This window comes from Pseudaeromonas sp. HNCC25DJ182 (assembly GCF_055413365.1).
Genome location: NZ_JBVAYG010000016.1, coordinates 37,433 through 50,078, shown reverse-complemented (window position 1 = coordinate 50,078; position 12,646 = coordinate 37,433). Strand labels below are relative to the sequence as shown.

Here is a 12,646-nt window from a genome sequence, read left to right as displayed (position 1 = left end):
AGCCTGGTGAACGATCGATTAATAGATGTAATTCACACCGAGCCACCAGGAGCGACCTAATAAATAGGACGAACTGCTGGAGGACTGCGTCTCGGGGAATGCATTGAATACATTGGTAACCCGCATATCAACACTGGCCGACTGATTCATATAGCGAAATAGCTGATAGCGAGTGTTTATATTCAAGGTGGTAAATGATTTCAATGTTTGCTGGGCATAAACATCATAATTAGTACCATCAATTTCAATATCTTCGTCGGTATCGCCAAGATAATCATAGGCGCCGCGATAATTGACCGTGGCATTGGTCATCAATTTATCGACAAACCACATGGCTGTCCAACCGACGGAGGCTCTTATTGGCGCGGCATAGTTGCTACGGGTATTTTGCTCATATAATTCATCCATGCTGATCAGCTGACCCTGGTAATAGATCTGCTCACTTGGATCTGTATAGTCAAAATAGGTATTTCCTACGCCATAGGTACGCGTTCTTGACCAGGTGACATTGGCATTAAAACTATGGTTTTCATGCTGACCACTCCACTCCAGTGCCAAACCTTTATAGTCACTCTTGCCATCATTGGTCAGATTATAAACTGTGGTGGTATAGGTTTTACCTGTATCTGCTTCCGATACTTCTTTTTGTTTATCGGTACTGGCGAAACCATCCCGATTCTGCCGATATACCGCTTTTATCCGCGCATTACCACTCATCAGGGTCGGAATAGTTAATGCTGCACTGAGTTCATCACTGTAGGGGGTATCCAAGCCGGCTTGGCGGTAATCCGTGGCTCTGGACTGATTAAACAGTTGCCAATCACCAACTGCTCCGGTACTGGTGTTTACAGTACGACGATAGATATAACTGTCCGGATATTGCGAGCGAATCGCATAACCCAGCATATTGGCGGAATAATACCGGTTGGCGCCCATGGTTAAAAACCATTGCGGTATAAATTCCCAGTTTGCGGATAAACGCGGCGCTGTATTGTAATTATCCAGAAAATCGTCATGGCTCATCCGGGCTCCGGCACGCAGGCCCCAGTCACCAATTTGCTGGAAATATTCGCTCCACAGGGCCTGACTGAAAATATCGACCTCGGCATCATAGGCGTTGTAATCGGAACGCTGGCTCAGGACGACATCTTCTTTACAAGCCAAATCATCTTCGGCACACGCTGCGGTGACTCCCGAATTCATTAATTTACTGGTCGAGTAGTAGTAGTTATCTTCAGGACGCCGCTTGCGCGCCTCGGTCAGTTTGAGTTCCGAGCCAAGGCTTAATTCACCCGCGCCTAGTGGGCGAGTCATACTGAAATCGTAGGTGCTATCCCGCTGCCATTGGTCCAGATCACCAAATCCGCCTTCGGCACAATTGTTATCACTGCACCAGTCAATGGAATCTGCTTTCGAGGACCATGAATAACGATCACCGGGCCAGGTACGACTGGCATCGGATTCCTGATAAGAAACTTTGTGCTGCCAATGGCTCTCATCGGTAATCCCATTCAGCGCCAGATAGCTGGATAAACCATCACTATGGTTGATATTCAGGCTGTTGATACTATTATCCGGCTGCTGTTCACTGCGATACGGACTGTAAATAAACTGCCCTTCCAGGGTTAATTCCGGGCTGTATTCATAGCGGCTTTTCAGAAAATAGTTATCCGAGGTATCACCGGATTTATGTTGCTGAGCGCCATAATCCTCAGCCATCTGATATTGAACCGATGATTCAGTGCGGGTGATAGAGGCGAGGGTAAATAATTTATCGGTTAACGGCATATCCACCGAAAGCGTGGTTTGATATTTGGTGAAATCGGGTGGACCTTCCTGAGTATCCGTATCATCACTGGCTTTGCCCTGGTGATATTTCACCATCGAATCATTTTGCATACCGGCACTGGCGCGAACGCCAAATTTACGAGCGGGTTGACGCAATTGGTAGTCCACCACGCCACCGGTAAAGTCGCCATAACGCGCAGAAACATTGGAATCGAACACATTGACCTGCTCGATCAAGGATGGATCGACATATAAGGTCTGGGAGGTTTGTCCAAATACTTCGTTGAAATCTTCGCGACTCTGACTTGAGACATCCATGATGGAGGTAGCGGTAACACCATCAATTTTGATGTTGTTGTCATAATAATTGCCGCCGGAAATAGAAAAATCGGATGGACGAATGGATTGGATACTTTCAGGATCGGCGGATTGCCGCTTGGTATCCATTTGCACGAAAGGCAAACTTTCCAGCAGGCTGGTGGTATCAATTCCTCCTTCCTTGCTGGTTTCAACGGTTTCCCGACCGATGACACTCGCGCCCGAATCGACCGGATCATAACTTTCATAGTGACTGGCTGGCGCTTGCTTTTTGGCGTCAGTCTCCGCTTCTTCTTCCTGCGTTGCCACGATCTCCATGGCGCCGAGATCGACCGGGCTTTCCTTGACTTGCTCTGCGTGGGCCACGCCAATTGCGCAGCCCATATACCCAATCCAGAGAGATAATTTCATCGCTACTTCCTTGCCCTTGAACACCATGTGGTTATCGGATGAACGCTGATTGCTGTTTCTGTCAGCAATCAAACGCCCAGGCCGGTGAAGGCGCAGAATAATATTGCACTTGATAATGACTATCAATAAGATTTGTAACCATCAAGATATTAGGTTCTGCCTCTAGGGATATTGATGAAATTTTCCACTGCGCGATCGCCACTCACACAGCTGATTTGGTTGCTATTGAGTCTTTTTTCATGGTTCATTCTATGTGTACAGGCGCATGCTGAAATTCAACAACCCGAGGCTCCGGCCTGGGACCCGCAACTGATCCGCGGCCAGCTGGATAACGGGTTGCGTTATGTGGCCTACAACAGTGGTAAGAGCAGCGAGCCCTTCAATCTTCGACTCATAGTCCGTGCCGGTGCCATTGATGAAACCGGGCCTTCGGGGATTGCCCATGGGGTCGAACACATGGTGTTTCAAACAACCCAAGGGCATCCTGAAACCATCCATCGCTACCTGCAGGACATCGGCTGGAAAACAGGTCTGCAGATCAATGCGGTCACCCAGGCGACAGAGACCCAGTACATGATCCGCACCCGGCCGCAGGATGCACTGGATCTGCCTCACGCCGTGGCTCTGCTGGCGGAGTTGGCTCTATTTGCCGAGTTTGATGAAGCGCACTGGCAGGCGGAGCGGCAAGTGATCCTCGAGGAGATGCGCCAGGACGGTGGAGTCGCCAGCCGAATCAACCAACAGAAAAAAGCCATTACCCGCAATGGCTCCCGCTATGCAGACCGTACCACCATAGGTCGGCGCGAGGAGCTGCTGGCCACGCCGGTCACGGCGTTGCAGGAGTTCTATCGGCGCCTCTATGTGCCCAACAACATGACGTTGGTTGCCTCCGGCGCCATTGATGAGGCGACATTACGCCAAGCCCTGGAATCGACATTTGGCCGCGTACCGGCAGGGCCCAAGGTCGAGCGCCCCTATGTCCAGTTGCCACTGCATCAGGATCTGGTGGTGAGTAAAATTCAAGATCCCCAGGGCAGCAGCAGCCGGGTCGCCTTCGGGCTGCGAATCCCCCAAGATCCCAGAACAACACTGGCCGGCCAGCAGCAAGCACTGGAGAACTACTTTCTGCGTCGTTTGCTGCGCGACCATATTCGCCAGCAAGTGTTGCCAGCCACCGTCAAAAGCATGGTGTTGTCTCTGGATGAGCCGACGCCACAACGACAAACCTTGGCCATAGCCGCTAATACCACGGATTATGCGGCAGGCTTGACCTTGATCCTGACCGAGTTGCAACGGTTACGGCAGCATGGTCTGGACCAGAAAGCCTTCGCCCAGGCCAAAGCTCAGGCGCTGAAGACTCTGGAGAACAATCAAAAAGCGGTACTGGCGCGTGACCTGGCAAAGTGGGAGGACAAGATCACCGAAGCCGTGCTGCAGGAGAGTGTCCTGGAGGCGTATCCGATCTATGCCGCACGCACCAAGCGCTCGATTGAGCAACTGCAACTGGCGGATCTGAACCAGCGCTTACGCCAAATTCTTGCCGCCGACGATCGCTTCGTCTATTTCCAGCTTCCAGCCCATATCCGGGCAGAGACTCCGGATCGGGACGCGATAGAGGCGCAGATCCTGCAGCTGCAACAGCAGAGCCTGTCGGCGCCTGTGACACGGGATGCCCGTGTACATCCGGATAACAATGGCCGCTCTGGCGTCACCTCCGTACTCGCCGCCAAACCGACCGCGCCGCGACTTCCTGCCGTGCCTGCATCCATAGGCGGCGACATCCTGCTCACCAAGCGATACGGTGAAGTACCGGTGACGGAGTGGCAACTGAGCAACGGGGATCGTCTGTTGTGGTTGAATCGTCCGACACCGGATGGTCGCGTCTATATCCGCGCCTTGTCCCAGCCCGGTTATATGAACCAGCAATATCCGGCCGAGCTGAGTCAGATCGCGGTGCAATTGTGGCAACAAAGCGGGTTTAACTTCTGGTCTGCCGAACAGCAGAAGCAGTGGCAAGCCGTGGCCGTACCGCACTGGACATGGCAGCTGCAAGCCGGGCAGCTGGATGTGGGTGCTGTGGCACGGGCAGGGGAGTTGGAGGGCTTATTCCGTGAGTATTGGCATAGCCACCACTCAGGGCTGATCCGCAAGCAGGCCTTGCCTGACGGACAAGAGGCGCTGTATCAAGCACAGCAACCGGCCTCGGAGAGTACCCGGGCTTTCTATCAGCTTCGCTACGGCGCAGCCGCTCCAGCGGTCACACGCACCTTGCCAGCGCGGGCGCAGCTTGAACAGATTGCACGCCAGCATCTGGCGGCTCCCACCACCTTTTATCTGATTGGTCCGCTGGAGGAGCGGCCGCTGGCGACGCTGGTACAACGCTATCTGGCATCTATCCCGCGGCACCCGCTATTAACACCACAGCTGACGTTGCAACAACCGGGGCAGCGGCATCAGCAGCTTGCCATGTATGACAGTGAAAAAGCCACGGTACGGGTCGAAGGCTTTACACCCATGCGCTGGACCCCCGAACAAGCCTTCGTGGTCTCGGCACTCAATCCCCTGGTGCAATCGGCATTGCGGGCCGAGTTGCGGTTGCGGCGCAGCGGCGTCTACAGCGTAGCGTTTGAAATGCAGCTGGATCCGGACAGTGACCGGGTGGTGGCAACGCTCAATTTTAGCTGTGCTCCCGAGCGTGCCGAAGAGCTGCACCAAGCGGCCCTGGCGGTGATGTCCGACTTGCCTGCGCAACTGGCGAACCTGAATTTCCCGCGACTGCAATCCGATATTCGGTTTGCCGAGCAGATCCGCCAAACCGATGCCAATACCCAATTGCGGCGCCTGATCCTGAGTGACCGTGCCTATGGGGATATGCGCTATCTGGAACATAGTCCGCACCTAGCGCAGTGGATCAATCGTCAACACCTGGCGAGTGCGACGGCCGCCATATTCCCGCTTCCTAACCATGTGTCACTGATCACGCTACCGCGTCACGACGCCAAGTAGCCCTAGAGGAATCACGTCTTATGTTTCGCAGTTTTTTTCTTGATCGACGCTGGATGCCCTGGTCGCTACTCGGCACCCTGCTCATCCTGGTTACCACCTGGCTGAAGGTCCAGATCGATGTCAGCATCAACGCCTGGTTCGGGGATTTTTACAACCTGTTGCAAAAGGCTCTGGCCACACCGCACTCCATTGGCGAGCACGAGTTAATCGGACAGCTCTGGCAGTTTGCCCGTATCTCGGCCGTTTTTGTGGTCATTGCGGTGCTGCTGGAATTTTTTATCCGCCACTATGTGTTCCGCTGGCGTACCGCCATGCATCACTATTATTGCCGCAACTGGCAGCGGGTCAGCCATATCGAAGGGGCGGCCCAGCGGATCCAGGAAGATACCATGCGCTTTGCGCGGATCATGGAAGCGCTGGGTGTCTCGCTGCTGCGCTCCATCATGACCCTCATCGCCTTTCAGCCGCTGCTGTGGTCGCTGAGCAAGCATGTCTCCGTGGTACCGGTATTGGGGCATGTTGAACATGCCCTGATCTATGTCGCCATCATCTCTGCCATCGTTGGAACTCTGGTTCTGGCGCTGGTCGGGGTCAAGTTACCGGGACTGGAGTTCAACAACCAGAAAGCCGAAGCGGCGTTGCGCAAGGAGCTGGTCCTGGGTGAAGATCAGCCAGAGCGGGCGAGCCCGATGACGCTATCTGAATTGTTCTCTCATGTCCGACAAAACTACATCCTGATGTACCGCCATTACCTCTACTTTGATCTCGCTAAGTGGTCCTATTTGCAGCTCTCCTCGATCCTGCCGTATGTGGTCCTGGCACCGACCATCGTCAGTGGTGCCATTACCCTGGGTATCATGCAGCAGATTTTGCGTGCCTTTGGCCGGGTGGTGGAGTCATTGCAATTCCTGGTGATGAGCTGGTCGTCACTGGTGGAGTTAGCCTCGGTCTACAAGCGACTCAATGCGTTTGAACAGCAGATCCTGGCCATGGACGAACCGGAGCCCGTCGCTTCGTCATGAGTAAAGGATCTCAATCCCTGAGCCTTGGTGGGGGATATTACGCCATGCCAGTTCATCCTAACTGGCTGGGTTATCGTCTCCAGGCTGGGCTTATGCTGCTGGTGATCTTGGTGCATGGGGCGGCCGGGTTCGCCCTGTTGCAACCGCGGGATTTACCGCCGCCTGCAGCCGTGACCCGGCATTCAGTCAAACTCATCAGCTTGGGATTGAGCAGTGCCATGGCGGGCGCCAATACGGCCAGTCGCACCGTGACACCGGCGGTCGCCGCTACCGCGCCACCCCGAGAGGCCAAGCCGCACACCAAAGCCTTGTCGCAAACCCCAAAGGCTACGCAACAGACCAAGCTTAAGCCGCCAGTACTCGCCCGACGCAGTGCATCGAGCATACCGACACCTGCTCAGCCGGTGACGAAACCCGTGCTGAAGGACAAGCCAGCCCCCGCAGCCCCATCAACAGCAGTGCAGCCACCAAGCCCTCGCACATCTGCATCTGCGACCATGCCCAGACCTGCTGCGGCTGGAGCCAAAGCTGGACAGCAAGGCAAAACCGGGGCTCATGTCAGCCACAACAAGCAAGCGGATGCCGGGCAAAGCGCCCAGCGGGGAGGGCAGGCCAATTCGGCCAGTCATGATCTCAAGGTGCGGCAACATCTGCTGTCTCACCAGCGCATTCCCAAGGTGTTGGGATCCCGCCGAGCGGGCGAGGTGGTGGTGGAATTTGTCATCGACCGCAAGGGGCAACTGATCAAACAGTTAATGGGCAAAAGCTCGGGCATCCGCGAATTTGATCGGGCAGCCCGGCGAATGGTGCAGGAAGCGGCTCCCTATCCAGACGCTCCGACGGACCTCCAGTGGCAGCAGCGGCTATACCGGATCACAGTCCGCTACGAGGTGCAGTGAGGTGATGATAACCCGTCATCCCCGCTAATCCAGATGGTTGCGGGCTCCGTTGCGCGGTAGCGATTTAGATCTGCCTGGTGCCAGCATGGTAAACACCCAGCTGGCTAGTAATTGCCGCCCCGCCAGGTGGCAGCCAAAGTAACTGCGAAACATTGTACTTTTAGCCCCTCGCAAGAGGGCTAATGCTTGTCGGTTAAGAGGTTCGGGAGAGACAACCTCTCTCGCCAACTCGCCGTAAACCCTTCCCTGGGGGCTCGATGGCGGCATCCCTGCCGCCAACGGTTGGCTCAAAAGGCTATCTCTCCCTCGCTAACTGACTGGCATTGCTCGCAAGAGGGGCTCTTTTTTCCTGCCGTATCCTGCCGTCTGGCTCTCGCCTTGGTCGCCCCCCTCGCTATGGCAACAACTGGCGCGCGGTCGGAGCCCCGCCACGCCTGCCCGCTTTTTGTAGCGGTTTCCATGCAGGTGCAAGAAGGGGGACGGATCGGCCCAAGCCGCGCCAGCAGTGGGCGCGTGTGATCATCGGATCGACTGTTTGATCCTTGTGGAATGTTGCGTTTACTTGCACATCCCACATTTGGTTCATCGTGGTGCTTTAATGGGTCTCTTTTATCTCGTAGTATCTATGTAAGATCCGATTTTAAAGACATTTATTAGGTAATATGCGATGGCCTTTATCAAGAAAAAAGAACAATTCCTCAATGATAACAATGTGTCTGAAGAGGATTGGAATGCTGCTGAAATTGAGTGGGATACTCTCGTTTCAATAGCGAGTAACTATGAAGAAAATAAGCCTGACCTATTGCAGGCTGCTGCTTTTATTGCGAATTCCACACAACGTTTTAGTAAAACGCATTCGGTTAGATGGCGTGTTAAAGATACCGAACATCTACTTGTTAAAATTATTAGGAAACGAGTTGAGAAGGCTGAAAAATATAACGATATCAATGCGGGTAATTATTTTGATAAGATAACCGATTTAATTGGTGTCAGGATTATTCATTTATTTAAGGATGATGTCTTCGATATAGTCGATGATCTCAGAAAGTGTTGGAAATCAGCAGAGCAGCCAAAAGCTTACGTCAGGAATGGTGATCTTGTTCAATTATTAGATAAATATAGAGAATATGGATTGAATGTTGAAGAACATAAAGCAGGGTATCGATCTATACATTACATTGCATCCACAAGACCAATGAGCAGAGAAATACATGTTGAAATTCAGGTTAGAACAATATTTGAAGAAGGGTGGAGCGAAATAGATCATACTGTAAGGTATCCTAATTTTTCAAATGATTTAATGGTTTCATATTTTTTGACTATATTCAATCGTCTTTCCGGTAGCGCTGATGAAATGGGAACTTATGCAAAACAGCTTGCTGAGTACCTAAGTTTAATAGAAAGCCAGAGAGCTGATCTGGAGTCTGGTTATAATGATAAAATAGCGTCTCTTGAATCATCTTTGGATGAGCTGAAAAAGCTTCGCTCAAAAGATGATAATTCACAGGAAATCATTAGAAAGTTACAAAGTGAAGTTTCTGAACTAAAGAAGTCTAACCATCACTTCAATTCTTTTATAGGCTCTGAAAAAATGGCGCCTTCCCTTGGTCTTGCCCTTGCTGGTGCCGGTCTGAACTCATCACACTTATTATCCATTACAGCTCAGCGCCCCACTTTTTCTAATTATTTTTCTAATCAGCCTTCTGGTGGGATAAACTCGCTGACAGCACCAATTATTGGCAGGGGACTCCAAAATCCTTTTTTATCAACTGAACCAGTATTCGGCGGGATAGTTCAAAATAAAAAGGAAAATGATGATTAAACCTGCAGTTGTGTGGTTCTCTAGAGTGCAAAATAAACCTGCTTATTCAGACCCCTCATTTGAGGGGTTTTTATCTTTACCAATCTCAGTATCTATGCAGTTCAGGTATCAGTCGTTCCCAGTCGCGTGCGCGCTAAGATAGATGGCCCATCTCGGGCCATTTATTCGATCACTTATAAGCGCATTTGGAAGGTCTTATATAAAAATCTGGCTTGTCTTTTAGTTGCTCGGGGAAGTCACTCGCTAGCTTGTGATGCCAATAGGGTGCCATCATCTCCTGATGTGGTGCCTTAGGGCCAAGAGTCACATGCTTAACTGGGTCTAAATGATTCGCCCGATGCAGTTCCAGATAGAGTTTGGGAGCAGTTTGAGGGATTCCGTTCTCCATCATTGGCTCCAGAGCCTGAATTTCTTTCGCACCATATTCCAGATGAGAGACAATAATCCGATGCTCTTGTTCCGCTTCATAGTCAGCATCTTTGAGAAGAAATGGTAATGGTCCCAGTAATCTGGACAAATTTTTTAATTTCTCGCCACCTGGTTTATTTCCCAAGAATAATTCAACCTGTTTTTTTAATTGAATGAAAAGTTTTTTAAGGGTTTCTTTGCCATTGTCTCCATGAATATGCATTCCATCGCTTATGTAAATTATTCGATAAAAGGTGGCACTCTCTTTGGGTGATTTACCTGTGTTCGAAAAAAACATTCTTGACTCATTTTGTTGCGTATCAATCGGAGGTTCTTTTAGTAAGTTAAAATCAAAGAAGTTTTCCGAGTCAAAAGTGATGGCACAACCACAAGCATCTTCGTTATTAAGGTTTTTACTGTAGAATCTCCACATGTTTAAGCTGTCATCTTCGGGTAGGAAGCATCCTATAAATACTGGCTTTCCTTCGGCCGGTGTATGGCCTAGATAGTGCCAAAGCAACTTGCCTTCATTGGGGTCATTGAGTGCATTAATATGGCCTAGGCGTAGAGGGCTTTTTTCAAACAGTAAGGCTTGACCAGTCATAAGGGAAGTGTAATGGGTCATTGTTGGAGTTGTTGTAATATCGGCCTTGAGCTCATGTAAAATCTTTTCTCGTATATCAGTCATTTTTTCTGATAATGCATAACGTTCAGCTTGATCTTGATTTTCAATAGCATCAAAGCGTATGTCCGAGATAGTGATTTTTGATGCTTGGCTAAATAATTCTTGTGCCTTGATATAGTTTTTATATACACCCTCCCCATGAAGAAATATCAGGCCAAGGTTGAATTTGGCATAGCCACTAACTTTTTCTTGCTCATGTTCGGCGGCTTTTTCATACCAGAGCACCGCATCAGTGTCGCTTTGCTTTACTCCTAGTCCAATATCGTACATATAACCCAGCTTAAACTGACTTATCCCGTGTCCCTGTTCGGCAGACCTGAGATACCAGTCGACAGCTTCACTGTAATCTTGTTCTATGCCTTCACCCAATTCATACATAGATCCCAGATTATTCTGAGCCGCAGGATAGTTCTGTTCAGCCGCTTGTCGAAACCAGTTGACAGCGACATTATTGTCTTTCTCTACACCAAAACCATTTTTATGCATAACCCCTATAGCATTCTGAGCACGAGGGTTGTTCTGTTCAGCTGCTTTGCGAAACCACTCAATAGACAAGTTATAGTTTTTCTCTACGCCTAGTCCTTCGCAATACTTCTTGCCGAGCTCGAACTGGGCCTCAGCATCCCCAGCTTCTGCTGCCTTTATCAGTGCTGTGATTTCTTCGGGTAACTCAGACTTATCCATATTCGATTACCTGTGATCTGTTGCAACGTGAAGCCAGACTGTTCTCCACAGGCCAAGGCTTTGTTTGCAACCAATTGAATGTATATGAAATTTCGATTTCATTTTCGAATGGAGCTATCTTGCCCGAAACCATAGGTGCTGTCGATTGGCGGGGGCTAGGCCCCCGCCAATATGGCAACCTGGGTTCACGTTACTAACTTTTTGAATCGTTTAGTGGTGCAGATAGGGGGTTAACCGGTCCCAATCACGCTTGCCTAGGCTGCTGGGCTGAACCAGTCGCGTCTTGTCGGCCAGGATCTGTTTGGCTTGCTGCAGGGTGAAGGCGTATTCGTGGATGATGGAGTAGTAGCGGGCGGCCTCTTTGTGTTCGGCGACCCTCAGTAGGGGGTAGATGCTCTTGGCCGCATCCATCATGTTATCGGCGGCGCGCCACAACCAGGCCAGTGAGTGCAGTTCGTCATCGATCAGGGTGACATGCTGGCCGGTACCGACTTCCTTATCCAGCACATCCAGTACCCAGCGGCGGAATTCTTTAGCCAACGCGGTGCGCGAGAACATGGCGATCAGATGGGCGCCGCGCAGGGAGAAGATGGGATGTTCCATCTGTACTGCCCCTGTTGTTATAACTTGAGCTGGATGAAGCAAGGAGAAGTGAATGGATATGCAAATCTTGAAAACGCATATTCCCCAATCATATTCCCCGGATATTCCCTCGGAGATATTGGATTGCGGAGTAGGGTGCGTAAGTGCTTGATTTGAATGGTGCCCGGTGCCGGAATCGAACCGGCACGCCGTTGCCAGCGAGGGATTTTAAATCCCTTGTGTCTACCGATTTCACCAACCGGGCATCGGAATCAGTACAAGACTGAGAAATTGGAGGCGCGTTCCGGAGTCGAACCGGACTAGGCGGATTTGCAATCCGCTACATAACCGCTTTGTTAACGCGCCTTTGAGAACTTGGAGCGGGAAACGAGACTCGAACTCGCGACCCCGACCTTGGCAAGGTCGTGCTCTACCAACTGAGCTATTCCCGCTTTACAGACATTGTCTGCAGAAGACCGGCGCATTATACGTAGAGAACTCCGCGGGTCAAAACAATTTTTACTACTCAGCTTTCAATTGCTTAGCAAATCGGCAGTTGTCTTGCTGATTCGTTTGTCGCGACCCTGATGGCTATTGGGAAGTAACGCGGCTCGCTGAATAGCTAACGGACACAGACAGCGAGGGTTAACTGTGATACTGTGTATTTTTACAGCACTCATCAGATGATTGAGGGAGACTATCGATGGACGAATTACACACGCTGAACGACTGGTTACATCACTTTCGCAAGGCCAACAATCGTACCAACCTGGATGCGTTGATTGTGTCGGCACGCCGTGCACAACCCAGCAGCTGGCCGATCATTGAGCAAGCCGCTGAACACCGGGAGGCGGAAATCAATCAGGGCGAACAGTTTCCTATTGGCGCGTAGTGTGCCGCTTGGAACGCCGGTGCGAGCCGTATACGCGGCCGCCGGCACCTGGCCCACGGATCCGTCATTAGCATCCATCACATCCCGCTAGGCGTCTATTCAAGCGTTGACTCAACTTAGTTTCTCTTC

Annotated in this window: 8 protein-coding genes and 3 tRNA genes; 5 read left to right on the top strand and 6 right to left on the bottom strand. The window is 51.1% G+C overall.

Features of this window, described 5'->3' with window-relative positions; translation table 11 throughout:
• Positions 1–18 precede the first annotated feature (18 nt).
• Positions 19–2,517: a TonB-dependent receptor plug domain-containing protein gene (locus ACZYUB_RS13095; protein ID WP_463948527.1), complete on the bottom strand. Its 2,499-nt coding sequence runs from the start codon at positions 2,515–2,517 to the stop codon at positions 19–21.
• 174 nt (positions 2,518–2,691) lie between these two features.
• On the opposite strand from ACZYUB_RS13095, the gene ACZYUB_RS13090 reads away from it, so the two are divergent.
• The 4 genes from ACZYUB_RS13090 (at position 2,692) to ACZYUB_RS13075 (ending at position 9,266) form a co-directional block, all read left to right on the top strand.
• Positions 2,692–5,523 (top strand): M16 family metallopeptidase, encoded by a 2,832-nt coding sequence (locus ACZYUB_RS13090; RefSeq protein WP_463948525.1) that lies wholly within the window; start codon positions 2,692–2,694, stop codon positions 5,521–5,523.
• A gap of 20 nt (positions 5,524–5,543) precedes the next feature.
• Positions 5,544–6,545 carry a putative transporter gene (locus ACZYUB_RS13085; RefSeq protein WP_463948524.1) on the top strand — a complete coding sequence of 334 codons (1,002 nt, stop codon included), beginning with the start codon at positions 5,544–5,546 and terminating at the stop codon, positions 6,543–6,545.
• 44 nt (positions 6,546–6,589) lie between these two features.
• A complete protein-coding gene (locus ACZYUB_RS13080) occupies positions 6,590–7,444 on the top strand; it encodes an energy transducer TonB family protein (protein WP_463948522.1) in 855 nt (284 codons plus the stop codon).
• A gap of 667 nt (positions 7,445–8,111) precedes the next feature.
• Positions 8,112–9,266 carry a hypothetical protein gene (locus ACZYUB_RS13075; RefSeq protein WP_463948520.1) on the top strand — a complete coding sequence of 385 codons (1,155 nt, stop codon included), beginning with the start codon at positions 8,112–8,114 and terminating at the stop codon, positions 9,264–9,266.
• Positions 9,267–9,435: 169 nt separating this feature from the next.
• Here the strand turns inward: ACZYUB_RS13075 and ACZYUB_RS13070 are convergent, their stop codons facing one another.
• The 5 genes from ACZYUB_RS13070 to ACZYUB_RS13050 all read right to left on the bottom strand — a co-directional run bounded on the left by ACZYUB_RS13070 (position 9,436) and on the right by ACZYUB_RS13050 (position 12,077).
• Positions 9,436–11,043 carry a tetratricopeptide repeat protein gene (locus ACZYUB_RS13070; RefSeq protein WP_463948518.1) on the bottom strand — a complete coding sequence of 536 codons (1,608 nt, stop codon included), beginning with the start codon at positions 11,041–11,043 and terminating at the stop codon, positions 9,436–9,438.
• 210 nt (positions 11,044–11,253) lie between these two features.
• The gene (locus tag ACZYUB_RS13065) at positions 11,254–11,646 is read right to left on the bottom strand and encodes a P22AR C-terminal domain-containing protein (protein ID WP_463948517.1); all 393 of its coding nucleotides are present in this window, start codon (positions 11,644–11,646) and stop codon (positions 11,254–11,256) included.
• 157 nt (positions 11,647–11,803) lie between these two features.
• Positions 11,804–11,890, bottom strand: a tRNA-Leu gene (locus tag ACZYUB_RS13060).
• Positions 11,891–11,917: 27 nt separating this feature from the next.
• Positions 11,918–11,991: transfer RNA gene (locus ACZYUB_RS13055), tRNA-Cys, on the bottom strand.
• 10 nt (positions 11,992–12,001) lie between these two features.
• Positions 12,002–12,077 (bottom strand) — tRNA-Gly (locus ACZYUB_RS13050).
• Between the two features lie 251 nt (positions 12,078–12,328).
• Here ACZYUB_RS13050 and ACZYUB_RS13045 point away from each other — a divergent pair.
• Entirely contained in the window at positions 12,329–12,517 is a 189-nt protein-coding gene (locus tag ACZYUB_RS13045; RefSeq protein WP_463948515.1) for a hypothetical protein, read from the top strand.
• Positions 12,518–12,646: the final 129 nt, after the last annotated feature.

Excerpts from the sequence above, each read along its gene's own strand:
- ACZYUB_RS13095 (WP_463948527.1), bottom strand. The coding sequence starts at position 2,517 with ATGAAATTATCTCTCTGGATTGGGTATATGGGCTGCGCAATTGGCGTG.
- ACZYUB_RS13090 (WP_463948525.1), top strand. The coding sequence starts at position 2,692 with ATGAAATTTTCCACTGCGCGATCGCCACTCACACAGCTGATTTGGTTG.
- ACZYUB_RS13085 (WP_463948524.1), top strand. The coding sequence starts at position 5,544 with ATGTTTCGCAGTTTTTTTCTTGATCGACGCTGGATGCCCTGGTCGCTA.
- ACZYUB_RS13080 (WP_463948522.1), top strand. The coding sequence starts at position 6,590 with ATGCCAGTTCATCCTAACTGGCTGGGTTATCGTCTCCAGGCTGGGCTT.
- ACZYUB_RS13075 (WP_463948520.1), top strand. The coding sequence starts at position 8,112 with ATGGCCTTTATCAAGAAAAAAGAACAATTCCTCAATGATAACAATGTG.
- ACZYUB_RS13070 (WP_463948518.1), bottom strand. The coding sequence starts at position 11,043 with ATGGATAAGTCTGAGTTACCCGAAGAAATCACAGCACTGATAAAGGCA.
- ACZYUB_RS13065 (WP_463948517.1), bottom strand. The coding sequence starts at position 11,646 with ATGGAACATCCCATCTTCTCCCTGCGCGGCGCCCATCTGATCGCCATG.
- ACZYUB_RS13045 (WP_463948515.1), top strand. The coding sequence starts at position 12,329 with ATGGACGAATTACACACGCTGAACGACTGGTTACATCACTTTCGCAAG.